General features: G+C 54.9%; 22 protein-coding genes, 1 tRNA gene and 1 pseudogene. 14 read left to right on the forward strand and 10 right to left on the reverse strand.

Annotation, left to right across the window (positions count from 1 at the left end):
• Positions 1-270: 270 nt before the first annotated feature.
• The 3 genes from VRY85_RS13760 to VRY85_RS13770 all read left to right on the forward strand — a co-directional run bounded on the left by VRY85_RS13760 (position 271) and on the right by VRY85_RS13770 (position 2,912).
• On the forward strand, positions 271-1,251 hold the full coding sequence (locus VRY85_RS13760; protein ID WP_414599178.1) for a DUF1852 domain-containing protein: 981 nt from the start codon (positions 271-273) through the stop codon (positions 1,249-1,251).
• Positions 1,252-1,278: 27 nt separating this feature from the next.
• On the forward strand, positions 1,279-2,307 hold the full coding sequence (locus VRY85_RS13765) for a methionine synthase (protein WP_414599179.1): 1,029 nt from the start codon (positions 1,279-1,281) through the stop codon (positions 2,305-2,307).
• 86 nt (positions 2,308-2,393) lie between these two features.
• The gene (locus VRY85_RS13770) at positions 2,394-2,912 is read left to right on the forward strand and encodes a flavin reductase family protein (protein WP_414599180.1); all 519 of its coding nucleotides are present in this window, start codon (positions 2,394-2,396) and stop codon (positions 2,910-2,912) included.
• 48 nt (positions 2,913-2,960) lie between these two features.
• On the opposite strand, the gene VRY85_RS13775 is transcribed toward VRY85_RS13770, so the two are convergent.
• The 4 genes from VRY85_RS13775 to VRY85_RS13790 all read right to left on the reverse strand — a co-directional run bounded on the left by VRY85_RS13775 (position 2,961) and on the right by VRY85_RS13790 (position 4,671).
• On the reverse strand, positions 2,961-3,335 hold the full coding sequence (locus tag VRY85_RS13775) for a DsrE family protein (protein ID WP_414599181.1): 375 nt from the start codon (positions 3,333-3,335) through the stop codon (positions 2,961-2,963).
• Positions 3,336-3,566: 231 nt separating this feature from the next.
• On the reverse strand, positions 3,567-3,914 hold the full coding sequence (locus tag VRY85_RS13780; protein WP_414599182.1) for a type II toxin-antitoxin system PemK/MazF family toxin: 348 nt from the start codon (positions 3,912-3,914) through the stop codon (positions 3,567-3,569).
• Complete coding sequence (locus VRY85_RS13785) at positions 3,914-4,159, reverse strand: AbrB/MazE/SpoVT family DNA-binding domain-containing protein (protein ID WP_414599183.1); 246 nt, start codon at positions 4,157-4,159, stop codon at positions 3,914-3,916. The genes VRY85_RS13780 and VRY85_RS13785 overlap by 1 nt, the downstream gene beginning before the upstream one ends.
• 152 nt (positions 4,160-4,311) lie before the next feature.
• Positions 4,312-4,671, reverse strand: a complete 360-nt coding sequence (locus VRY85_RS13790; RefSeq protein WP_414599233.1) for a hypothetical protein — start codon at positions 4,669-4,671, stop codon at positions 4,312-4,314.
• Between VRY85_RS13790 and VRY85_RS13795 the strand changes: the two are divergent.
• Positions 4,559-5,338, forward strand: a pseudogene (locus VRY85_RS13795) (IS110 family transposase); the annotation flags it as partial. The gene VRY85_RS13790 and the pseudogene VRY85_RS13795 sit on opposite strands and share 113 nt — an antisense overlap.
• A gap of 242 nt (positions 5,339-5,580) precedes the next feature.
• Here the strand turns inward: VRY85_RS13795 and VRY85_RS13800 are convergent.
• Positions 5,581-5,955, reverse strand: a complete 375-nt coding sequence (locus tag VRY85_RS13800; protein ID WP_414599184.1) for a CRISPR-associated endonuclease Cas3'' — start codon at positions 5,953-5,955, stop codon at positions 5,581-5,583.
• 315 nt (positions 5,956-6,270) lie between these two features.
• On the opposite strand from VRY85_RS13800, the gene VRY85_RS13805 reads away from it, so the two are divergent.
• From VRY85_RS13805 to VRY85_RS13825, 5 genes are all read left to right on the forward strand, one after another.
• Complete coding sequence (locus VRY85_RS13805) at positions 6,271-6,867, forward strand: DUF6088 family protein (RefSeq protein ID WP_414599185.1); 597 nt, start codon at positions 6,271-6,273, stop codon at positions 6,865-6,867.
• A complete protein-coding gene (locus VRY85_RS13810) occupies positions 6,860-7,900 on the forward strand; it encodes a nucleotidyl transferase AbiEii/AbiGii toxin family protein (RefSeq protein ID WP_414599186.1) in 1,041 nt (346 codons plus the stop codon). Before VRY85_RS13805 ends, VRY85_RS13810 begins: the two co-directional genes overlap by 8 nt.
• On the forward strand, positions 7,878-8,072 hold the full coding sequence (locus tag VRY85_RS13815) for a hypothetical protein (protein WP_414599187.1): 195 nt from the start codon (positions 7,878-7,880) through the stop codon (positions 8,070-8,072). The genes VRY85_RS13810 and VRY85_RS13815 overlap by 23 nt, the downstream gene beginning before the upstream one ends.
• Positions 8,073-8,475: 403 nt before the next feature.
• On the forward strand, positions 8,476-11,130 hold the full coding sequence (gene mutS / locus VRY85_RS13820; RefSeq protein ID WP_414599188.1) for a DNA mismatch repair protein MutS: 2,655 nt from the start codon (positions 8,476-8,478) through the stop codon (positions 11,128-11,130).
• A 2-nt stretch (positions 11,131-11,132) separates the two neighbouring features.
• Positions 11,133-12,323, forward strand: coding sequence for a cupin domain-containing protein (locus VRY85_RS13825; RefSeq protein ID WP_414599189.1), 1,191 nt, complete (start codon positions 11,133-11,135; stop codon positions 12,321-12,323).
• A 78-nt stretch (positions 12,324-12,401) separates the two neighbouring features.
• Here the strand turns inward: VRY85_RS13825 and bamC are convergent, their stop codons facing one another.
• The 4 genes from bamC to VRY85_RS13845 all read right to left on the reverse strand — a co-directional run bounded on the left by bamC (position 12,402) and on the right by VRY85_RS13845 (position 15,803).
• Positions 12,402-13,532, reverse strand: a complete 1,131-nt coding sequence (gene bamC, locus VRY85_RS13830) for an outer membrane protein assembly factor BamC (protein ID WP_414599190.1) — start codon at positions 13,530-13,532, stop codon at positions 12,402-12,404.
• Between the two features lie 2 nt (positions 13,533-13,534).
• Positions 13,535-14,431, reverse strand: a complete 897-nt coding sequence (gene dapA, locus VRY85_RS13835) for a 4-hydroxy-tetrahydrodipicolinate synthase (RefSeq protein ID WP_414599191.1) — start codon at positions 14,429-14,431, stop codon at positions 13,535-13,537.
• A gap of 82 nt (positions 14,432-14,513) precedes the next feature.
• On the reverse strand, positions 14,514-15,164 hold the full coding sequence (locus tag VRY85_RS13840) for a site-2 protease family protein (RefSeq protein WP_414599192.1): 651 nt from the start codon (positions 15,162-15,164) through the stop codon (positions 14,514-14,516).
• Positions 15,165-15,176: 12 nt separating this feature from the next.
• On the reverse strand, positions 15,177-15,803 hold the full coding sequence (locus VRY85_RS13845) for an L-threonylcarbamoyladenylate synthase (protein ID WP_414599193.1): 627 nt from the start codon (positions 15,801-15,803) through the stop codon (positions 15,177-15,179).
• 231 nt (positions 15,804-16,034) lie between these two features.
• Here VRY85_RS13845 and VRY85_RS13850 point away from each other — a divergent pair.
• The 5 genes from VRY85_RS13850 to VRY85_RS13870 all read left to right on the forward strand — a co-directional run bounded on the left by VRY85_RS13850 (position 16,035) and on the right by VRY85_RS13870 (position 21,525).
• A tRNA-His gene (locus VRY85_RS13850) sits at positions 16,035-16,110 on the forward strand.
• Positions 16,111-16,953: 843 nt separating this feature from the next.
• Positions 16,954-18,072 (forward strand): DNA cytosine methyltransferase, encoded by a 1,119-nt coding sequence (locus VRY85_RS13855; protein ID WP_414599194.1) that lies wholly within the window; start codon positions 16,954-16,956, stop codon positions 18,070-18,072.
• The gene (locus tag VRY85_RS13860; protein ID WP_414599195.1) at positions 18,029-19,006 is read left to right on the forward strand and encodes an HNH endonuclease; all 978 of its coding nucleotides are present in this window, start codon (positions 18,029-18,031) and stop codon (positions 19,004-19,006) included. Before VRY85_RS13855 ends, VRY85_RS13860 begins: the two co-directional genes overlap by 44 nt.
• Positions 19,003-19,422 (forward strand): very short patch repair endonuclease, encoded by a 420-nt coding sequence (locus VRY85_RS13865; protein WP_414599196.1) that lies wholly within the window; start codon positions 19,003-19,005, stop codon positions 19,420-19,422. The genes VRY85_RS13860 and VRY85_RS13865 overlap by 4 nt, the downstream gene beginning before the upstream one ends.
• Positions 19,423-20,070: 648 nt before the next feature.
• Entirely contained in the window at positions 20,071-21,525 is a 1,455-nt protein-coding gene (locus VRY85_RS13870) for a phospholipase D-like domain-containing protein (RefSeq protein ID WP_414599197.1), read from the forward strand.
• On the opposite strand, the gene VRY85_RS13875 is transcribed toward VRY85_RS13870, so the two are convergent.
• Complete coding sequence (locus VRY85_RS13875; RefSeq protein ID WP_414599198.1) at positions 21,522-22,673, reverse strand: M20 aminoacylase family protein; 1,152 nt, start codon at positions 22,671-22,673, stop codon at positions 21,522-21,524. The two genes, VRY85_RS13870 and VRY85_RS13875, sit on opposite strands and share 4 nt — an antisense overlap.
• Between the last annotated feature and the right edge of the window lie 132 nt (positions 22,674-22,805).

Consider the following 22,805-nt stretch of genomic DNA (forward strand, 5'->3'; position numbering starts at 1 on the left):
CTTCCGTGCGTACGAGCAAAAAGTGCGCCGCTGGCTGTAGCGCAAGCATGGTGCTGTGCGTAGAGCACTGACGCGCCACCTGCTGAAAAACTGGGCTGCGCCGCGACTGATGAGCAGCACTAATCATTCAATGAAATCAAATCACTTTTATTCACCCGTCGAGTGCACCTAGAATGGCTCACTTCATTCAATACAAAAACCAATGAAGAAATCCAGGATCGCAGACAAGCCATCCACTGGATTACGCATTGGAATCAGGCAGCAACCACCATGCAAACAGAACTTAAATTCACTATCAAAAATACACGTTTTGATGAGAATTACCGACCTGCTGAAAGCACGCGGGCTACCACGAACTTCGCTAATCTAGCCAGAGGAGAAGACCGCCAGAAAAATTTGCGTGGCGCCCTCAGCATGATTAACAACCGTTTCAACTCGCTCGCCCACTGGGATAACCCAGAAGGCGACCGCTATAGCGTAGACCTAGATATTGTCACTGTTGAAATGGGCATTGCCGCCGAAACCAATAGTACCCTACCCTTAATTGAAATTCTGAAAACCAGCATTATTGACAAGCACAACAACCAGCGCATTGATGGAATTCCCGGGCACAATTTCTCTTCTTACATCAGAGATTACGATTTCAGCGTTCTGCTGCAAGAACACAACAAAAACCAAGCTGAATTCAGCGTGCCAGAAGATTTTGGCGATTTACACGGAAAATTATTCAACTGCTTCGTAAAGTCGAACACATACCAGGAACACTTCAACAAAAACCCGGTTGTGTGCCTGAGCGTATCCAGCACCAAGGTTTATCATCAAACTGAAAACCACCACCCTATTTTGGGTGTTGAATATCGACAAGACGAGTACTCATTGACCGATGAGTACTTCAAGAAAATGGGCATGAAGGTAAGGTACTTCATGCCGGCAGGAAGCACCGCACCATTCGCCTTCTATTTCTTTGGTGATTTGCTAAGCGATTACAGCAACCTAGAGCTCATTAGCCTGATCAGCACGATGGATACTTTTCAGAAAATCTATCGGCCAGAAATTTACAACGCAAATTCCGTGGCAGGAAAGTGCTACCAGCCCAGCCTGACCCACCAAGACTATTCGCTTACAAAAATTGTGTACGATCGGGAGGAGCGTAGCCAATTAGCTGTCGATCAAGGACGGTTTGCCGAAGAGTACGTCATCAAACCCTACTACACCGTTCTGAATCAATGGGCGGAAAATTACGCCGCCTGACCCACCTAGAACCGATTATCCATCACCATGAAAAAACTATTACCTACTTCTACTGCCGGCAGCTTGCCTAAACCCTCCTGGCTTGCTGAGCCCGAGAAACTCTGGTCACCCTGGAAACTGCAGAACGGCGAACTCGTAGAAGGAAAGCAAGATGCTCTGCGCATCGCCTTGCTGGAGCAGCAAGTGGCCGGCATTGACATCGTCAGCGATGGCGAACAAACGCGGCAGCATTTCGTGACGACGTTCATCGAACACCTCGAAGGCGTCGATTTCGAAAAACGCGAGACCGTTAAAATTCGCGATCGTTACGATGCAAGCGTGCCAACGGTGGTGGGCGCCGTCGCTCGCCAAAAACCCGTTTTTGTGGAAGATGCCAAGTTTCTGCGTCAGCAGACAAAGCAACCTATCAAGTGGGCACTGCCCGGCCCCATGACCATGATTGACACGCTTTACGATGCCCACTACAAAAGCCGGGAAAAACTGGCTTGGGAATTCGCAAAAATCCTCAATCAGGAAGCCAAAGAACTGGAAGCGGCCGGTGTCGATATCATTCAGTTCGACGAACCCGCATTCAATGTGTTCTTTGACGAAGTCAACGACTGGGGCATCGCCACCCTGGAACGCGCTATTGAGGGCTTGAAATGTGAAACCGCAGTTCACATCTGCTATGGCTACGGAATCAAAGCGAATATCGATTGGAAAAATTCGCTGGGTTCAGAATGGCGACAATACGAAGAAGCCTTTCCCAAGCTACAACAATCTAATATCGACCTTATCTCGCTGGAATGCCATAACTCGCGGGTCCCCATGGACCTCATTGAACTCATACGGGGCAAGAAAGTGATGGTGGGGGCGATTGATGTCGCAAACAACCGCATTGAAACGCCCGAAGAAGTCGCCGACACCTTGCGCAAAGCCCTTAAGTTCGTCGACGCAGACAAACTTTACCCATGCACCAACTGCGGCATGGCTCCGTTGTCCCGCTCCGTGGCACGCGGCAAATTGAATGCATTAAGCGCAGGCGCAGAAATCATCCGCACCGAACTCTCGACCTAACCCCCAGGGAAAGCACAGCCATGGCCTGCCTCTACCGTATTCACCAAAATGGTAGGGGCAGCCGGGCGCGGAAACACCCCTATTAAATGTCTGCTATGTCATCCCCTGGTACTGCTATTCACTCTTCAAATTTTCGGGAAGCTCTCAGTCATTTTGCGTCCGGCATCACGGTTATCGCCTCACACATTGATGACGAGCCGGTGGGCTTCACCTGCCAGTCGTTCTACAGCGTATCCATCAGCCCGCCGCTGGTCTCATTCAGCGTCATGTCCACTTCCGCCAGCTACCCAAAAATTCGCAAAGCCGGCCGGTTCATCGTCAATATACTGTCGGGCGAACAAAGTCATGTTTCCAACCAATTCGCGCGGCGCGGCACGGATAAATGGCAAGGCATCCGTTGGCAGAAGTCACCCTTGGGCAACCCCATCATTGCCGACAGCCTGCACTGGCTTGATTGCGAAATCCACGCTGAATACCCCGCCGGGGATCACCTGATCGTCATCGGTGAAGTCAAGGCGTTGGGCCGACAAGCTGCGCCAGCGGCAGAGCCCTTGCTGTACTTCAAAGGGCAATACCGTAATCTTGCTGTGTTGTGCGAGGCTTAATTCGGCCAAGTGCGCGGCTCAACCTTTTCAGTTGGCTTCGGTATTTCCTCAAGCCACTTGTAGCGAACCCTGCGCCCCCATCAACAAATCAATGACATCGGGAGCCGTGATAATCTCATAGCGTGCGTCCATTTGCTCTTCAGTAAAGCCGTTATGCACCATACAAGATTTGCACACAGCCACCCGCCCGCCCTGATCCAGGTATTTCTGCAAAAGATCCGCCGCCGGCTCAAAAGGTTGGCCAATATCCATACCGTCGGCAGCGCCTGGCACGCCAAGCTCAACACCCTCAGCCATCAGAATCAGGCAGCTTGAATGCCCCTTGATTCTCGCATTCAAAGCCATTGTCAAAGCGACTGTGACTTTGTCAGGATTGCCTGAACCATGGAATAAGGTAGACACATAATCAGCGGTCTGCAGCATGGGAACTCTCCAGTCAATTGTGCGTTCTGGCACGATAAATATTCGATCTTACTAAACTAAGAGGGTGTCGGCCTGTCCTTTCTACAATAGTCGGAAGCGTTGCCAAAAACAAAGCCGGGGCATTCCGGCTCCGGAAGCACGCTAAAAGCACAAATACAGGATGCGCCACGGAACGGATGGAATCTGGCAAGTTCGCCATCTGACGAGAACAAGGGCCTCACAGCCCAGGATTCACTCAAAAAGAATGGCTTCAATTCGAGCCAGAACCTCGTCAACAATGGATTGCGGCACAGCTTCTTTGAGCCGTACTTTGCGCGCCCGCCAATCCAGCGACTTCAACTGGTGGCAGTGCACAGCACCCTGAGTGTCTGTGCCCGCCCCCATCAACGTGACTACCGTTCCATAAGTTCTGGCCGCTGCCGCGGCCCCTTGCGAAATCGGACAAATCATCGCCAACCCTTGCTGGTTGAAGACCTTGCCGCTCAGAACTAGACCAAAGTGCGGGCCTTTCATCTCTCGCCCGGAAGATGGGTCAAATTCGAGATGCACGATGTCGCCACGATTAGGCACGTAAGCCATCAGCCGTCCTCCAGTCCTACCGAAGGCATTTCTTCCCAGCCCTCGGCACGAGGCAAACCTTCAGGCATTTCGGCCATCAGGTCGGTCAGCTTATAGCGCGGGCGGGCAGGTGCCTCGACGGTCATCTTCTTTCCCTGAAGATGCAACTCAACCTGAGAACCTTCGCTAAGGCCGTTCTGTTCGACAAACACCTTGGGAACGGTCATCACGAGCGAACCGCCTGCTTTACGTAGCGTTTGAAGCATAGAGGTCTCCTGTTTATTCTGAACTTAATAAGTTCTATTTTAGTAGTACTATTTATCCTACACAAGTAGGATAAATATATCCGATTGAATAAACGCTTCAAGAATCACAATCGCCTGCCCCCGGTGTTTGTCAACAATGATGTCCGTTTTCTTCATGCGGCGCGGCTGAGTTTGTGATCGTCGGCGGCACTTACTTTCGGCGGGTTTAACCACACCTCGCCAATTGGGTTCCAGTCACGCGTGTGGCGGCCCTTCCAACGCTGAGGCATGGCTTGTTTCGCCGCTTCGTAGACGGTGCGGCGGCGTTCAAGAATGGCGTGCTCCTGCCCATAATGTCGCTGCTCGGGTGTCACGAACTTGATGCCGCTGTGGCGGTGCTCCGTGTTGTACCAAGTCACGAAGCGCAACAAGAACGACGCAGCCGACGCCGAAGCGATCTGCGTGGCGGCAACCCGTCCCGAGATGCCTACGGTTCCTGTGAAGACGGCAAGCCAGCAGTCGATTCTCTCCATTCACCGCGCCCGTCAGGGTTTTGTGAAGGCAAGGACTGCGCAAGCCAACCAGATCCGCGGGCTGCTGGCCGAATTCGGCTTCGTGATTCCGCAAGGCATCATCCACCTTGGCAAAAGCGTGCCGGAGATCATTGAGGATGGCGACAATGACCTACCGGGCAGCTTCCGGCTCTTGATCTTGCGCTTGCTGGATCATCTGAAAGTGCTCGACAACCAGGTCGAGGAACTGGAGGCTGAGATCGTGCGCTGGCATAGGGAGAATGAGGCAAGCAAACGCCTGTCCGAAGTGCCCGGTATCGGCCCCATGACGGCAAGTGCCTTAGTAGCCTCGGTGGGAGACGCACGTAACTTTAAAAACGGTAGACAGCTCGCAGCCTGGTTGGGGCTCGTGCCACGGCAGCACTCCTCGGGGGGCAAGCCCACACTTCTGGGCATTAGCAAGCGTGGCGATACATATCTGCGCACACTACTCATTCATGGCGCTCGCGCTGTGTTGCGCTTTGGGCAAGCCCAGCCGGATTCACAGCTGTGGACAGAACGGCTTCTGGCACGACGTCACAAGAACGTCGCGGCGGTAGCGCTTGCCAACAAGAACGCACGCATCGTGTGGGCATTGCTTGCACACGAGCGTAGGTTCCGGTGCGACTACGCGCAGAACGCCGCGTAGCCGCACCGGCTGATTATAAGAATCTCCAGGGACGATTTCACAGGAGCATAGAGACCTACCACCGATTGCACAGGCAATTCATGACGTGATGGCGTAACAGGTAAGACCGTGGTCGGAAAACCTCACCTCAGTCCAGTGCCACAGAGCACGATATTGTGATCAGGAGCCGACCAGCATATTCCATCAGGGACATGGGGCGACGGCCTCAGACAAAAGTCCGGATCTATGGCAGCAATCATTACCTACCAACTATCACCGATCGAAGGCTTGGCAAAATGGGGGCGACCATCTATGACAGAGGGGAAAGACAGGCCAGCCTGAATACATCTCTGCCGCCCTGCCTCCCACTTACTCTGAAAACCAGGAATTGCCTTTCCAAAATCGTGCAAGCCGACCAGTGCCACCAGCCACCGAACCACCTCATCTTGCTTTAACCCGAAAGCTTGGATGGCCCAATTTCGGGTGCTTGCAGGCTCTCGGTTCAGGATTTCCTCGGCGACTGCCGCAACATCCAGCATATGCGCAAGAAGACCATGCCCGCCTTCCTCGGAGCTTTTCGCCCATAAAGCACGCACGGGGGGCGAAAGAGAAGAAAATCTCATGTCATAAAAATACATTTAATTACATATTCCAGATTTTAGAGTCCAACACCAAACCGGGAAAGCGGCATTAACCCGAAGCAGCGCTGAGCGCATCGCGCCCCATCGATTGGCATGGTTTGGCGATGGACTTACACCAAAATCACACCAAGAAAATAGCCCGTAACTTGGGGCATATCCTGGCGTGTTGACATACCTTTGATAGCGCTCGCCCTGGCCTTCTTCTGCACGCCTTCCCCTTACTCTAGGTAGCTCATCTCCGTCAGAGGGGGAACCTTCTCACTTCTAAAATGTCAGATATTAGGGTATAGTTTCTCACCAATCGAGGCGTCTATGAACACACTACCTCAAGCTATCCTGAAGCAAGCACAATCCCTCCCTGAAGGAGGCGTTCTGTCGCCCAAGGAATTTCTGCATCTCGGTAGTCGCGCCGCGATTGACCAGGCGTTCTCCCGGTTAAACAAGGAAGGAAAACTGCTGCGCGTCGCCCGTGGCGCTTACGTTGCCCCGGTGTCCAGCCGATTTGGCGCACGAGCGCCGTCTCCCGAAAAAGTGGTTCAGGCACTCGCTGAACAAAATGGCGAGATTGTCGTGCCGCATGGCGCCAGTTCAGCCAATGTCTTGGGGTTAACTCAACAAGTACCCATCCGTGAGGTCTACCTCACATCTGGGAAAACGCGCGAACTCACGCTTGGCCATTCGACCGTGCTCGTCAAGCACGCACCGCGCTGGATGATGGCACTGGGCTCGCGTCCCGCTGGTGCAGCGGTGCGTGCCCTGGCCTGGATGGGACCTACTCACGTCAGCAAATCCCTAGCGTCACTACACCGCACCCTACCTAGCTCCGAGTGGCAAGCTCTTGTAAGCGCACGGGCTGGCCTGCCTGGCTGGATGGCTCAAGCCATCGGCAAGGAGGCGATGCATGGCTGAATCCTTTTTCGACCTCAGCAAAGCAGATCAACGAGAAGCATTGGAATATGCCCGCGCCCAATCAGGCCGCCCCGCCCATCTTCTGGAAAAGGACATCTGGGTGGTCTGGGTCCTACACGCTCTCTTTGACTCCTCGTTAACGAATGATCTGACCTTCAAGGGTGGCACATCACTATCCAAGGTCTACAAAATCATTGACCGTTTCTCTGAAGATATTGATCTCACGTATGACATTCGTAAGCTGATCCCGGATTTACTTGGCGATGACGGAGAATTGCCATCCAGCCGCAGCCAGGCAAACAAATGGACCAAGGCTGTCCGAAGTCGCCTCCCTGACTGGATCACAAGCGAAGTGCTGCCCATTCTGCAACAGGCTCTGAATCGCTACAATCTCGACGCACGCATCGAGCTTGGTGGTCAAGATAATGACAAACTACTACTGCGCTACCCTGCATTAATGCAAGGCACAGGTTATGTAGCACCGATCGTCACTCTGGAATTTGGTGGCCGGGCCACCGGTGAACCCCATCAGGTACATGAGGTCGCCTGCGATATCGCCGAACACCTCCCAGACATAGTGCTTCCAACGGCCTCACCAGTGGTAATGAGCGTCAGTCGCACCTTTTGGGAAAAAGCCACAGCAGCACATGTATTCTGTGCTCAAGGACGAATGCGCGGTGAGCGCTACGCACGACACTGGCATGATCTGGCAGCAATCGCCCGAAGCCCTTATTTCGCCCCGACAATCTCTGACCGCGAAGTGGCAATGGCCGTTGCCCGTCATAAATCGTGTTTTTTTATCGAAAAAGATATCAAGGGCCAAGTCATCGATTACTTAGCTGCGACGACCGGACATTTGCAAATTGTTCCAACAGGCGAAGCCAAGGTTGCTCTGGAGCATGACTACGCCGCCATGCTCGCAGATGACATAATGCTGGGTGAGGCTCTGCCTTTTGACGAGTTATTGAAAGCCTGCGTTGACCTTGAAACAAAAACAAACAAGGCTGCCCATGAAGAATCACGCCATCCATAAATCCACCGAAGCTCCGCAGCAAACCATTACAGAGGGCAAGCGAGTCTTCAAGTTTCCCTATAAGCGAATCCCGGTTGTCACCAGCGAAATGTGGGAACGCATGGAGAACGCCGCCCGCGTACCACGCAAAGATCAGCGCTACCCGGTGATAATTGAAGCGCCTGACGTCTGACGCGGTTGAGCACGAACCCCTTCCTGAGATGACGCATTTTTGACATTTCAATGCGGATTTTTGAGGGATGGCTCTGTACTTCCAGTCCTTGATGAAACCTACGCCAAAACATACGCCCCACATACGATTTATTGCCATGAATATGGAATAAACGCAAAAACCCGCCTTTTGCACGTCTGCGTGTCGCAGACACCCTACCCGAAGATAGGACGTGTGGCGGGTGTGTTGAACAAATTCTAACCCGACCAATGCCAGGATGCAGCTGCACCGGGCTCCAACCACAACGCCCCCCCCCCGCTCCTACTACAATAGCCAGACGCCGCCGCGATGGCTGGGTCGGACTTTTCCACCCTCCTGAAATACGCGTTAACTCACATCCAAAGCCACACACCCCATACGCTTGATGACCAGCCCCAATCTCTCCAACCACACCCCCATGATGCAGCAGTATCTCCGCCTTAAAGCGGAGGCTGGAAACTATCTGCTGCTCTACCGCATGGGTGACTTCTATGAACTCTTCTATGAAGACGCAGAGCGCGGTGCGCGGCTGTTGAACTTGACGCTGGCCAAGCGCGGGATGTCGAATGGGGCGCCTGTGCCGATGGCAGGCGTACCGTTTCATTCCGTGGAAGGGTATCTCGCACGACTGGTTGCTATGGGCGAATCGGTGGCCATTTGCGAGCAAGTGGGCGACCCGGCCACCAGCAAGGGGCCGGTGGAACGCAAGATTGTGCGCATTGTCACCCCCGGCACGCTGACCGACGACGCCTTGCTGCCCAGCAAGGCCGACCGCATGATTGCCGCCGTGTGGGTGCAAGGTAAGGGGCGTAACGAACGCTGCGGGCTGGCCTGGATGAACCTGGCGAATGGCGAGTTCCGTGTGACGGAATGCACCCCCGATATGATGGAAACGGAGATACATCGGATCGACCCGGCTGAACTGGTCTACCCTGAAAGCGCGCCGTCAACTGAAGCCACTCAGACGGCAGTCAGCCGCATTCCGGATTGGCATTTTGAAGCGGATGGCGCCCTGCATGTGCTGGAAACGCATTTCCAGGTAGATGGCCTGCAAAGCCTTGGGCTGGCCGACGTGCCGGTAGCGGCATGTGCTGCAGGCGCCTTGCTGCGTTATGTTAGCCGCACGCAAAGCCAGGCTTTAGAGCATATCCATAGCATCAAGGTCGATCATGGTGGCGAATACGTGGTGCTGGACCCCGTTTCACGCCGCAACCTGGAGCTGACCGACACCATTAATGGCGATGACGGCCCCACACTGTTTTCGGTGCTGGACCACTGCGCCACCCCGATGGGCAGCCGCCTGCTGCGTCGCTGGCTGCATCAGCCGTTGCGCAACACGCAGGCAGCACTTGAGCGCCAACACGTTATCGCATCCTTGCTTTCCCCTACCCCAATTGGCGGGCTGGAAGCCGAGGAGCCGTTAGACACCTTGCGTAACAGCCTGAAGCGCATGCCCGATCTCGAGCGTATTTCCACACGCTTGTGGCTACGCTCGGTGCGCCCGCGCGAATTGGCCAGCTTGCGCGACTGCTTGCAACAGATGCCCGATTTCATGCGCTTTCTGGCTGAACGCTATGCGGATGGCCCGGCGCTACAGGCTCTGCAGGCCCAGCTTGCCGTAGACCCTGCGGCGACACAGCTCCTGACCCGCGCTATTGCCGAAGAACCGGCCCTGCAGATTCGCGATGGCGGCGTGCTGGCAGACGGCTACGATACTGAACTGGATGAACTGCGGCGTTTGGCCACCGACAGTGGCGAGTTCCTCATGGAGCTTGAAGCCCGTGAACGCGAACGCAGCGGCATTCCCAATTTGCGGGTGGAATACAACCGGGTACATGGCTTCTTTATCGAGGTTTCCCGTGGGCAGGCGGATAAAGTGCCAGATGATTACCGCCGCCGCCAAACGCTGAAAAACTCTGAACGCTATATCACCCCGGAGCTCAAGGAATGGGAAGACAAAGTGCTGTCCGCCAAGGAACGCAGCCTGGCAAGGGAGAAATGGCTGTTCGAGCAACTGCTGGAAACGTTGATTGGATATGCGCCAGCACTGAGCGTGTGTGCCGCCGCCTTGGCGCAGATTGACGCCCTAGCCGCGCTCGCGCTGCATGCCCGCGATAACGACTGGACGGCCCCCGAACTGACCGACACGCCCGAAATCCTGATTGAAGCGGGCCGCCACCCGGTAGTGGAACGCAGTATCGAGCGCTTCACCCCCAACGACTGCACGCTGAACAACACCCAGCGCATGTTGCTGATTACCGGGCCCAACATGGGGGGTAAATCGACCTATATGAGGCAGATTGCCTTAATCGTTCTGCTGGCCAGAATGGGCAGTTTTGTGCCGGCAGCTTCAGCCCGCATCGGCGACATAGACCGCATTTTCACCCGTATTGGTGCCGGGGATGATCTGGCAGGCGGTAGGTCTACCTTCATGATGGAAATGACTGAAGCTGCTGGCATTCTTCACGCCAGCACATCCCACAGCCTGGTGCTGATGGATGAAATCGGTCGCGGCACCTCCACCTATGACGGCTTGGCGCTGGCCTGGGCCATCGCTCACCGCTTACTGAATCACAACCAGGCGTTCACGCTGTTTGCGACCCATTATTTTGAGCTCACACGTCTGCCTTCCGAGGCGCCTACCGCTGTCAATGTTCATTTGGCAGCAGCCGAATCTGCCTCCGGCATTGTGTTTCTGCATGAAGTCCGCCCTGGCCCGGCCAGCCGCAGCTACGGCATCCAAGTTGCGCAACGCGCGGGGATTCCCGCCGCAGTGATCCGGCATGCAAGCCGCGAACTCTCGCGCCTGGAAGCCCTCGGCGTCGCCACCCCGCAACTGGATTTATTTGGTGCGGGGAACGCTGTTGACGAGCAGGCAGCAGCCGGCGTGACTCAGACCGCCACCGCGCTTTCTGACAGCGAGCGAGCCGAAATCGAAAGCGCTCTGACCTTGCGCGATAAACTGCGTGACATTGACCCCAACAGCCTGTCACCCCGCGACGCGCTCGATCTCCTTTACGCATTGCACGAAGAACTTTAATCATGAATATTGATCAGCCCCTCACCTTGCTCGGCGGCATTTCGCCACAAGAGTTCATGAACCGCTATTGGCAGAAACAGCCCCTGCTGATCCGTCAGGCCATTCCTGATTACAAACCGAATCTGCGCCCCGCAGATATTCGCAAGCTGGTGAAACGCGAGGAAGTAGAGTCCCGGCTGATCTGGCAGGAAGACGGGGTTTGGAATATGGATAAAGGCCCCTTCACCAAGCTGCCTTCCACACGTAAGCCCGGTTGGACGGTGCTGGCCCAAAGCGTAGACCTTCACGACGACGGCATGGCTGAACTAATGCGCCGGTTCCGCTTTATTTCGGATGCACGGCTGGATGATGTGATGATCAGCGTCGCCACCAAAGATGGAGGCGTTGGTCCTCATTTTGACAGTTACGATGTTTTCCTGCTGCAAGGTCACGGCACCCGGCGCTGGCGTATCAGCCAGCAAACCGATCTTGAGCTCATACCGGGCTTACCATGCAAAATCCTGCAACGCTTCGAGGCTGAGCAAGAGTTCGTCCTGGAACCGGGTGACATGCTGTATCTACCCCCTCATGTCGCTCATGATGGCATTGCAGAGACCCACGATTGCATGACCATTTCCATCGGTTTTCGTGCTCCTTCGCACGGCGCACTGGCCTATGGCATGCTGCACGCCATGTCCGACCAGTTAATGGCCAATCTGGGCAACGATGACGGCGTTTATGCACGCCCTACCATTCCGGGCCCGGTACTGGACGACACTTACAAAGACCCGGGCGCTAATGCCACCCGCACACCGGCAAAATTACCCAATGCATTGCTCGACACCACCATCGACGCCGTGCGCCAGCTTCCCCGAGGCCGCAAACAAGCCGCTCGCTTTCTCGGCCAATGGCTGACCGAACTGCCAGATAACGCATATTTCATTCCGGGTGACGACGTGCTGCCCGACCATGAACCCATGCCGGCCATCGGCCGACTGGTGCTGGATCGTTGCACCCGCATGATGTATCGCGGCAAAGAACTCTATATCAACGGAGAAGTCGCCCCTGTCCAGGCCAGCAGCCGCATGCGGGCGCTGGCCGACGAGCGGGAACTGACCTGCTCAGCAAGTCTGCTGAAGAAGCTCAAACGCAGCGAAGAAGCCGCCTTGCGCGACTGGATTGCAGAAGGCTGGGTGCATTACCTGGAAGATTAAAAAAAACCGGCCGGCCCACTATTTAGTGAACCGGCCGGTATTTCGCTGCACCGCCGCCAGTGAAGGCGGAATAGCGGCTTAGTTGGACGTCATGTGTTCAATCAGCACAGAAAGGATGCGCTTAGCCGTATCATCTTCCTGCTTGACGCCGTTTTGATCCCTGACGGTTACGATAGAATCGCTCCCCTGGCTCTGCACGTGAATGCGGTAGGGAACCGGCTCAGCGGTATTCTTCCCGCCAAACAGGCGCCCGAAGAAGTTCTGTTGCTCGATTTTTTCACCAAGATCGACATCGAGATAGCGGATATAGTAATCACCCGCTGAACGATCGCGATCTTCTACAGAGAAGCCTGCTGAATCGATGGCTACGCCCACACGACGCCAGGCGCGGTCGAAAGATTCCGCCATCACCAGTGCGACCTGATCCGGCTGCGCTTCGACCGTGGGACGAAGATTGACTTTCTCCGCCTCAGCCACTCGCTCGGAGGCCGTCTCAACATCAGTACCAAGGAAAACCATAAGGCGGGCCAACATGGTGGCGTTCAGACCGGGATCTTCCTTACCATGAATCCAACGCATGGCGGTATCTTCCATCGTTGGCTCTTCATACATATGTTGGTGGCTGATGTAGATTTCGCTCGTGTTTGAGTCGATACGTTCCAGCCGAGTGCGGAAGCGTTCCCTCTCGCCACTGTCGAATACCTGGTCGATCAGGGCCCCCAGCGCCGAACGGATCCAGCCTTCCGGAATCTTGGCGCGGTTTTCGGCCCAGTCGGTTTCAACCAGCCCGGTACGTGGGTTTTCGGTACGAATCGTGAAGCCCTGATCGGTCCAGAATTCCAGCAGCAAAGGGTAGATTTGCTCCGCAGGCCGGTTTACCACCAACCAACGCAGGTCGCCGTCGCGCTTGACCTGAATCCCTTCCTGTTGCGGCAGCACCTCTACCTGACCAATGGCAGGACGCTCACTCTGGGCAGCCGCGTATTGGGAAAAGGTGGTTACGCCTTCCGGCGCCGTATAACGGACGTCGCGATTCGCCTGAGTCAGATCAGGCGGAATGTTCAGCGGGTCGCCTGCTACCGTGCTTCGGTAATCGACAGACTCTTCAAGCCCGAGCGCCTGATTCAGCGATGAGCAGCCAGACAGCAGAAAAGCGCTCAGGCCGATCGCCGACCCGATGCGGCATGTCTTCTTGAGGTAGGTGGTCATGTTCAGAGTAAGCCTGCTTCTTTCAGAGATGAGCGAACGAGCTCGTGATATTGGGCCGACAACGGCACCAGGGGTAGACGATAGCCAAGTTCTGTCAGGCCCATTTCAGCCACAGCCCATTTAACAGGAATGGGGTTCGCTTCAACAAACAGGACCTTGTTCAGTTGGGCCAGCCGCGCATTGAGTTCGCGCGTGCGAGGGACGTCGCCGGCAATGGCGGCAGCGCAGAGTTCGTGCATCAGGCGCGGCGCCACGTTGGCTGTGACAGAAATATTGCCGTGCCCACCTAGCAGCATGAGTGCAGCAGCAGTGGGATCATCGCCACTGAGGACTTGGAAGCCGCTGGGGACATCGCGCAAGAGCAAAGCGCCACGGGCGATATCGCCGGTAGCATCTTTAATGCCAATAATGTTGGGGACTTCGGCCAGGCGCAAAACGGTTTCGTGCGAGAGATCGGCCACACAACGGCCAGGCACGTTGTAGAGGATCATGGGCAGATCCACCGTTTCGACGATCTTTCGAAAATGCTGATACAGCCCTTCTTGTGTGGGGCGGTTGTAATACGGGACAACGGACAGACCAGCCTGAGCACCCACATTTTTAGCGTGTTGCGTCAGTTCAATCGCTTCGCTGGTGGAGTTGCCGCCCACCCCTGCCACCACAGGTATGCGGCCGGCGGCGTGTTCGACAGCTACGCGGATGATTTCGAAATGTTCTTCAAAATCGACAGTAGGGGATTCACCGGACGTGCCCACTACGACCAGACCGTCTGTGCCTTCGGCAACATGCCAGTCTATAAGTTTTCGGAAGGCGTCGAGATCAAGGCTGCCATCGGGGTGCATGGGTGTAACAAGGGCCACCATGCTGCCCTGGAAAATCGAGGAATCCGTGCTTGCCATTTTTCAGTTGATCTCCGCTAACGCATCGGCCGCGCACAAAACACGCAGGCCGAACCTAACATGTAAGTTTACTCGTAAAGACTCACAAAAACCATTTGATGATAGTCTGCCCGAAGAGCAGGAACGGAGTCAGAAAAAACCACAACATGCCGGTGACCATCAACAGGATGAGAATCAGTATGCCGTAGGGCTCAATGCGCGAATATTGATACGCCAGGCCGTTAGGCAAAATGCTGCAAACAATGCGCCCACCGTCCAGGGGCGGCAACGGCACCAGATTCAGCGCCATCAAAATCAGATTCACCTGCACGCCTGCGATCGCCATTCGCGCCCAGAAATCCGAGGCGGATGCACCGGCCTCTGCGAGCAGCCGCAGGCTAATCGCCCAGATAATGGCCATCACCAGATTAGAAGCCGGCCCGGCCAGCGCCACCCAGGCCATATCGCGCTTGGGGTTGCGTAAACGGCTCCAGTCGACGGGAACGGGCTTGGCCCAGCCAAACAGCAGGCCGCTGCCGCCCATCAGCTTGGTGGAAAACAGCAAAACCAACGGCACCACAATGGTGCCGATGGGGTCTACATGACGGATTGGGTTGAGGCTGATGCGACCGGCCTGCCAGGCGGTAGGGTCGCCAAACATACGCGCAACATAACCATGGGCGGCTTCATGCAGGGTAATACCGAAAAGCACGGGAAGCGCATAGACCGTGATCGTCTGGATAAGGTCGGACATCTGATTTATGGATTAATCCAGCCCCACCGCAGAAAGATCACCCTGACCGCGGCGCAGCACTTCAGGCAGCGGGCCGGTGAGGTCAATAACGGTAGTCGGCGCTAATGAGCAAGGCCCGCCATCCACAACCGCAGCCAGTTGCCCACTGTAGCGTTCGAAGATTTCCTGTGCATCGTTAAGCGGCTGTTCGCCATCTTGCGGAATCAGCGTGGTAGAGACCAAAGGCGTACCCGCCGCTTCGATGAAATCGAGCGTGATGCGGTGGTCCGGCACCCGGATGCCTATGGTTTTACGTGACGGATGGGAAACCCGACGCGGCACTTCTTTGCTGGCTTCCAGGATAAAAGTGTAAGAACCCGGGGTGGCCAGCTTCAAAAAACGGTATTGACGATTATCGACGCGTGCAAAGTGACTGATCTCGCTCAGGTCGCGGCACAGCAGAGTAAGGTGGTGGCGTTCGTCCAGCCCGCGCAGCCTTCGCAAGGCATCTGCTGCAGACTTGTCATCCAGACGAGCGACAAGGGCGTAACTGGAATCTGTGGGGATGGCAACCAAGCCGCCTTCAGCGAGAAGCTGGCCAGCCTGATTGAGCAGCCGGGACTGGGGATTTTCTGGGTGAACGACAAAAAGTTGGGCCATTTAATTGTTTCCTAACATTCTTGTTGGTCAGTTTAAGGGCGCTCCGACACACAGGCAACGACTAATTTCGCCCTACGATACATCGCCCCGCGTACGCGGGCAATCAGTCCATTCTGGGGGCTGATTGCCCCGGTTGGCAAACATTTTCTGTTTCATGCTAGAATTCATGTTCTTTCAGTGGTGCGGGTTCTTTAACCAGCAAGAAATACAAATTTCACACTGGAAGCAGTGGTGACCGTAGCTCAGTTGGTAGAGTCCCGGATTGTGATTCCGGTTGTCGTGGGTTCGAGCCCCATCGGTCACCCCAAAATTCTCTTGTTAAATCAAGCAATTACGCCGCCGCCTTCAGCGGCGTTTTTTGTTCCTGCTCCGAGTTTGACCAAAACTTGACCGTGTTTGCATGGGCAGCTAAGTAGTTAGAGGCCAGAGCGCATACATCTGAGCCACCTCATTCGACCTCAATCTTTCAGTTCTTTCAGAACCCCCAATGGCGTACCAGCCAAATATGCCATGACACTCGAATGCGTCGCAGGCCATGCTGTCTGAAGTCGGAGGCCCCCCGCCCCTACGGACACTCGGTAATACACCCTGAGAGTGTGTGTTTCTTCACCGCCTGCCAATCGCTCTCCTCCTGCTTGACGACAAACAGCTTGACGACCTCCACATGTTGCTTGATCACATCGACAGGATGGTCGGCCAATACATTGATCATCCCCTCGCGTACCGGTGACTACAGCCACTGTAGTGACATCACGAAGCCGCGACAGACCAATATGATTAATGAATCTACTAATGACGTCCGGAGATTCCCAGCAAATCTGCACTGACTCGGTATATGGCAGCAACTTGCGGGCCGTACAGCATTAACCTCACCGCCATCTCCTATCAGCAGGTGGATTCGATAATGAAACTGGACTTGTGAGGCGCTTCGCCCAACACAAAATGCGAGTGGCTCGACAATGCCACGGAAGCTACGGACCGGCTGGCTGGCAAAGCCTCTTTGGTAAACTGTGTGTCTTGCTCACACGCGGAACGGCCGTGTGACATCGACTAGCTACGCTTGCTGTACCACTATACAAATATACAGTAGTATTAGCTGATGCCGATGCACAACTCCCAACGCGCCTTTTGATTTCCACGGTGGCCAAAAATGACGAAATACAAACTAATCGACCTTTTTTGTGGTGCCGGAGGACTTTCCGCCGGTTTCATCAAAGACCAATTCTGCGGTCGTTATGAAAGCGTTCTTGCGATAGACAACGACGCAGCTGCGGTCGCCACATATAACGCTAATTTCGGTGATCGTTGTCTGCCTGTAAACATCGAAGACTGGTTGGCATCTCATGACGTACCACAAGCGGACGTTGTGATCGGCGGACCTCCCTGCCAAGGATTCAGCCTTCTAAATAGGAAGAGAGAAGGAGATGCGCGACGGGCGTTATGGGAACCATACATGGACATCGTTATGCTCTCCGGCGCTACGGCATTTGTAATGGAGAATGTCCCTGGCCTTCTAAAAAGTGAAGAATTCCTAGATATCCAACACCGAGCCACAAGCCTCGGTTTCCGACTTCTTGCTCCGGCGGTACTCAATATGGCCGACTACGGGGTGCCTCAAACCCGTCGAAGGGCCATTATAGTTGGGATAAAAGAATCAGCGTTCGAGCTCCGCCCTCAGGAATTTCCGCCGCAACCCACGCATCAAGCTCCGGGCGTGACAGGGCATCTTCCCCCGTGGCGTACGGTGAAAGAGTTTATCGGCGACCTTAAGCCCCCCAAGGGTACCCAAATCCGCGACGAAGCTCCTCCGTATAACTTACATTTTGGACGTACCCCTACAGAGACCAGCTTACAGCGCTATGCGGCTGTACCCCCAGGCGGCAACAGATTCGATTTACAAAAAAATCGGCCGGACATCACTCCTGCATGCTGGTTGAATAAAAAGTCCGGCGGAACTGATCTATTTGGAAGGCTCTGGTGGGACCGGCCATCAGTTACAATTCGCACTGAGTTTTTCAAACCGGAGAAGGGTCGTTACCTCCACCCAGATCAGGATCGGCCCATCACCCACCGGGAGGCGGCGAGACTGATGACATTCCCAGATAGTTTTGTCTTTAAGGGATCCAAGATCGAGATCGCCCGCCAGATTGGCAATGCTGTGCCCCCCGCTTTCGCTGCCGTAATTGCAAGGTTTGTGTGTAGGTTGCTGGATCAACGGAAACAATATGGCGAGACGACCGAGCAGGAAGAATCCAGAGCAGTTGCGTAAGCAGTTGCTCGGATTGATCGAAGGCTTTGAACAAAAACTAAAACAAGACGACCTGAGGAAGCAGGTGGTGGGCTTAATTCCCGCTCACCACACGCTTTCCGATCTTGGGTGCTCTCTTCTCCAAGATGATAATGGCGAATCGGCACGAGCACGCATTCTTGCGTATCTCCGGAAGTTTCCTCGTACCGTCATTCACGGAAATGAGCTGATGGTGGTCGCCGGTATCAGCGAATACGCCAGACGCATCCGCGAGCTTAGAGTCCAAGAAGGCTGGCCCATCGTTTCGGGCCTCACATTAAAACAAATGCTAGTCGAGGGGGAGGCGTCTGTAGACGGGTTCGCGGAGCTCAACATGGCGGACTTGAAGAGCGACGCGTACATCCTCCTACAGGAAAATGCTGACAGAGAGGCGGCGCATCGGTGGAACGCCGCCAACAGAATCAGGAAGAGTTCCCTGTCCATTAAGGACAAATTCATTTCCTTTTTTCGAGCGAATGTCGGGAACGCCATTTCGGGTGAGGAACTGCGTTATTTAGCTAAGGACGCCTCAGAATGGGCTCGTCGAGTACGAGAGCTTAGAACAGAAGAAGGATGGCCAATTGCGACACGCACTTCCGGCCATCCAGAACTTCCGGTAGGTTTCTACGTGCTGGAAGAAGACCGACAGAGCCCCCCGCATGATCGCGTGATTCCCGACCCTGTGCGAGTCTCAGTCTTGGAACGGGACCATCACCAATGCAAACAATGCGAATGGTCTTACGAAAAAAAGCGGAAAGGTGACCCCCGCGTCTTGCTTGAACTGCACCATATCGAACATCATGAACACGGAGGCTCCAACGCACCGGAGAATCTCATCACCTTGTGCAATGTATGTCACGACAGCGTGCACCGTGGTGACATCACGGCGGAGGAGTTACATAGGCTACTGGCATGACGGATAACCTCAATCCATCGCAGCGCAGCAAGGCGATGCGGGCTGTTAAACAGAAAGACTCAGCTCCGGAAAAGCTAGTTCGCAGCTTATGTCATCAGCTTGGATTGCGGTTTCGTCTTCATCGAAGAGATTTGCCGGGCTGCCCAGACTTAGTATTCCCGAAGTACAAGACCTGCGTGTTTGTGCATGGGTGTTTTTGGCATCAGCATCTCGACTGCGCTAAGTCCAAACGGCCGCAAACCAATGCGGAATTTTGGAATCAAAATCTGGACAGGAATATGGCCCGTGATGCCGAAGTACGCGCGCTTCTAAGCAGCCTTGGATGGCGAGTGCTCACGATATGGGAATGTCAGACAAAGAAACTGGACATACTCACATCGCTGGTTGTTACGATCCCAAAGACGTTTCGGTGTTAATCATCAATGAAAGGATCTTGAGAGTTCCTGCTGAAACTCAGGCTGCGGAGAAACCTACCGGTACACCGCAGTTCTGCGGCCGCTGCAAGACCTACGTGGAGCGCCTCAAATGGCTAACGCAACAAACCCATCGCACAGGCGAGGAACTGTTCGTTCATTATGCCAGACCGTCGATAGGGCCGCGTATAGCCGACCGCTCTCGTGGATGATGCGGCACACAGATTCCAAATTGTCCCGACCTCCTTGTCGTCCGGTCATAGTTCTATGTTATTAGTCATAACCAGTTACCAATTTCTCCCGGGGGCCCATGAGCGACCGCAAAATTGTCCAGAAGTTCGAGGCCTCACAACGTTCCCTGGTTCTTCAGACTTCCCGATGTAAATCACGATGGCTGATAGATGGGTTTTGAAAAATCAGCAAAGCCTCAAAATGGTGGCATAAACCGAATTTGGTAACATGCACCGAAAATTGCCCGCCACAGAGCGGGCAATTCTATTTAACGGCTCATCACGGCAATCCAGCGCAGCCATCGTCGGCTGAGGTCGCCTACAGCGACGTTACGTGTGCGCCAGCAAGCGCCAAGCCAACACCCGCATCAGGTAAACTCCCCGCATACTCGCGACATCTTGCAGGCTCTACGGTGTATGCATGACCTCACTCCAACTGCTCCTTGACCAGTATTGGCCGCACCTCGTCCTGCTGCTGAGCATTGTAGTGGGCGGCAGCGCCGCCATTCACGTCGCCATGACAAAAACCGACGTGAGAGCCGCCATCGCCTGGGTGGGTGTCATCATCATGTCGCCACTGCTTGGGCCGTTTCTGTATTTAATTGCGGGCATTAACCGCATTCGGCACGATCATATCTCCGACCAGCGCAATCGTAGCCTGCTGAAGTACACCACCAACAATACGCTGGGTTCCATCGACATTGCCGAACTTGCAGCGCCACAGTTCAAATCCCTGCATACCCTGAGCGACGGCCTGAGCCGCTTCCCTCTGTTAGGCGGCAACCATGTGAGCATTCTGCGCAGCGGCGATGAAGCCTACCCCGCCATGCTGGCCGCCATCGATGCCGCCGAACGTACGATTGCCCTGGAAACCTATATCTTCGATAACGATTCACAAGGCAGGCTGTTTGTAGAGGCGCTGGCACGCGCCAAGCAGCGTGGCGTGGAGATCCGGGTTCTGATAGACGCCGTCGGCGCGCGCTATTCGCAGCCATCCATTGCTTGGTCATTGCGCCGTAACGGCATCCCTTACGCGCTATTCATGACCAACCCGATGGGCATCCGCACTTCCTACGCCAACTTGCGCAGCCACAGAAAAATTCTCGTGGTCGATGGGCGGCTGGGTTTTACCGGCGGCATGAATATCCGCGAGAACTTTGTTTCTACAGTGGCCAAAGGCAAGGTGGCCAACGACACGCATTTCAAGGTAGACGGGCCGGTCGTGGCTCAATTGCTGGCCGTCTTTATGCACGACTGGGAATTCACCACCAAAGAAACCCTGCCCATTGAGCAGTGGATATCGCCAACCTGGGACCCCCCTACCCCCCACGTGGCAGCACGTTGTATTCACTCAGGCCCCGACCGTTACATGGCAAGCACGCATAGCTTGCTATTGGGCGCACTGGCTGTCGCTCAACACCATATACGCATACAGTCGCCGTACTTTCTGCCCGATCAGGTTCTGCTGGGTGCCATCAATACGGCAGCGCGGCGCGGTGTTCTGGTCGATATTGTGATTCAAGGCCGGAACAACCTGCGGCTGGTCAACTATGCCATGACGGCCCAGCTTGACCAGGTAGTACGTTCCGGCTGCCGCGTATGGCGGACAGCCGGTAACTTCAACCATTCCAAGCTGACCACCATTGATGGCGCGTGGTCGCTGATCGGATCATCCAACCTCGACCCGCGCAGCCTCAGGTTGAATTTCGAGCTGGATATGGAAATCTATAGTCGCAAGATCGCTCGCCGCCTTGAAGACCTGATCGATCTGGAGATTTCCCACTCAGAAATCGTTACGCTGGAATCGCTGGCAGCGATTCCATTCCGTAAACGCCTGCGCAACCGTATTATCTGGCTGGCCAGCCCCTACCTTTAGAGCGGGCAAAATTGCTCGGCCAGTCGTATCCAATACGCTGCACCTAAAGGCAGCGCATCGTCATTGAAGTCGTAGTAAGGGTTGTGAACCGGCGGGTCGTTCTCCCCACGAGCCGTTCCCAGAATGATGTAGGCGCCCGGGCATGCCTGCTGCATAAACGCGAAATCTTCCGACCCCATACGCTGCTTGCAATTGGTATCGACATTCTCCTCACCCACCAGACTTTGTGCCGCACGGATGGCCTGACGCGTCGGCTCTGGCGCATTGGTAGTTGCAGGATAGCCTTCTCTGTAATTTAAAGTTATACGGGCGCCTGACGTGATTGCCACCCCTTCGCACACTTCGGTGATGCGTGACTTTGCCAGTGCGCGGGCCTTATCAGTAAAAGAGCGGCAAGTCCCGCGAATGACAGTTTCCTGAGGCAGCACGTTCCAGGTATCCCCGCCACGAATCTGCGTCACACTGATCACCAGGGAATCAAGCGGGTCCAAATTCCTGCTGACAATGCCCTGCAAAGCTCCAACAACGCTGGACGCCGCCACAATGGTATCGACACCGGTGTGCGGATGTGCAGCATGGGCGCCATTACCTGACACCACGATTTCAAAGAAATCCGAGGCGGACAACATGGCCCCTTCACGAATGCTGAATGTGCCAAAGCGCATTTGCGGTGCGTTATGCAACCCAAACACGGCATCACACGGGAAACGTGTGAACAAGCCATCTTGCACCATGTATTTGCCGCCGCCCTCATTTTCTTCGGCCGGTTGAAAAATAAAATGGATGGTGCCTCGGAACGGTTTGTGCTCGCTCAGGTATTGCGCCGCACCCAATAGCATGGCGGTATGACCGTCATGACCACAGGCATGCATTTTTCCCTCATACGTCGAGGCGTGGTCGCAAGTGCCAAGTTCCTGCATATTAAGTGCGTCCATATCGGCGCGCAGGCCCAGACTGGGGCCGTCGCCGTTACGCAGGGTTCCCACCAAGCCTGTTGTAGCCAGGCCGCGGGTCACCTCCATTCCCATGTCTTGCAGTGCACGTGCTACGACATCAGATGTTCTATGCTCCTCAAAAGCGGTTTCAGGGTGAGCGTGCAGGTCGCGCCGCCAAGCGATCATTTTTTCGTGAAGTGACTTGGAGATCATGTTTTTATCAACCATTTATGAACTTTTACCGATTAGGACTGAGGGAGTAAGTTGATTGTGCGCATGGTCCTCTCACTGCTGCAATGGCTGGTCAGGGCTAAAATCGTTGCATGTTCCACAACAAAGCAACAT

Origin of the sequence: Achromobacter sp. F4_2707, assembly GCF_047501535.1 — a bacterium.
Lineage (GTDB): Bacteria > Pseudomonadota > Gammaproteobacteria > Burkholderiales > Burkholderiaceae_B > Yanghanlia.

Excerpts from the sequence above, each read along its gene's own strand:
- VRY85_RS13765 (WP_414599179.1), top strand. The coding sequence starts at position 1,279 with ATGAAAAAACTATTACCTACTTCTACTGCCGGCAGCTTGCCTAAACCC.
- VRY85_RS13760 (WP_414599178.1), top strand. The coding sequence starts at position 271 with ATGCAAACAGAACTTAAATTCACTATCAAAAATACACGTTTTGATGAG.
- VRY85_RS13780 (WP_414599182.1), bottom strand. The coding sequence starts at position 3,914 with ATGGCTTACGTGCCTAATCGTGGCGACATCGTGCATCTCGAATTTGAC.
- VRY85_RS13800 (WP_414599184.1), bottom strand. The coding sequence starts at position 5,955 with ATGTATTTTTATGACATGAGATTTTCTTCTCTTTCGCCCCCCGTGCGT.
- VRY85_RS13815 (WP_414599187.1), top strand. The coding sequence starts at position 7,878 with ATGAAGAATCACGCCATCCATAAATCCACCGAAGCTCCGCAGCAAACC.
- VRY85_RS13805 (WP_414599185.1), top strand. The coding sequence starts at position 6,271 with ATGAACACACTACCTCAAGCTATCCTGAAGCAAGCACAATCCCTCCCT.
- VRY85_RS13875 (WP_414599198.1), bottom strand. The coding sequence starts at position 22,673 with ATGATCTCCAAGTCACTTCACGAAAAAATGATCGCTTGGCGGCGCGAC.
- VRY85_RS13870 (WP_414599197.1), top strand. The coding sequence starts at position 20,071 with ATGACCTCACTCCAACTGCTCCTTGACCAGTATTGGCCGCACCTCGTC.
- VRY85_RS13790 (WP_414599233.1), bottom strand. The coding sequence starts at position 4,671 with ATGGAGAGAATCGACTGCTGGCTTGCCGTCTTCACAGGAACCGTAGGC.
- VRY85_RS13840 (WP_414599192.1), bottom strand. The coding sequence starts at position 15,164 with ATGTCCGACCTTATCCAGACGATCACGGTCTATGCGCTTCCCGTGCTT.
- mutS (WP_414599188.1), top strand. The coding sequence starts at position 8,476 with ATGACCAGCCCCAATCTCTCCAACCACACCCCCATGATGCAGCAGTAT.
- bamC (WP_414599190.1), bottom strand. The coding sequence starts at position 13,532 with ATGACCACCTACCTCAAGAAGACATGCCGCATCGGGTCGGCGATCGGC.
- VRY85_RS13845 (WP_414599193.1), bottom strand. The coding sequence starts at position 15,803 with ATGGCCCAACTTTTTGTCGTTCACCCAGAAAATCCCCAGTCCCGGCTG.
- VRY85_RS13860 (WP_414599195.1), top strand. The coding sequence starts at position 18,029 with ATGGCGAGACGACCGAGCAGGAAGAATCCAGAGCAGTTGCGTAAGCAG.
- VRY85_RS13770 (WP_414599180.1), top strand. The coding sequence starts at position 2,394 with ATGTCTGCTATGTCATCCCCTGGTACTGCTATTCACTCTTCAAATTTT.
- VRY85_RS13855 (WP_414599194.1), top strand. The coding sequence starts at position 16,954 with ATGACGAAATACAAACTAATCGACCTTTTTTGTGGTGCCGGAGGACTT.
- VRY85_RS13810 (WP_414599186.1), top strand. The coding sequence starts at position 6,860 with ATGGCTGAATCCTTTTTCGACCTCAGCAAAGCAGATCAACGAGAAGCA.
- VRY85_RS13785 (WP_414599183.1), bottom strand. The coding sequence starts at position 4,159 with ATGCTTCAAACGCTACGTAAAGCAGGCGGTTCGCTCGTGATGACCGTT.
- VRY85_RS13865 (WP_414599196.1), top strand. The coding sequence starts at position 19,003 with ATGACGGATAACCTCAATCCATCGCAGCGCAGCAAGGCGATGCGGGCT.
- VRY85_RS13825 (WP_414599189.1), top strand. The coding sequence starts at position 11,133 with ATGAATATTGATCAGCCCCTCACCTTGCTCGGCGGCATTTCGCCACAA.
- dapA (WP_414599191.1), bottom strand. The coding sequence starts at position 14,431 with ATGGCAAGCACGGATTCCTCGATTTTCCAGGGCAGCATGGTGGCCCTT.
- VRY85_RS13775 (WP_414599181.1), bottom strand. The coding sequence starts at position 3,335 with ATGCTGCAGACCGCTGATTATGTGTCTACCTTATTCCATGGTTCAGGC.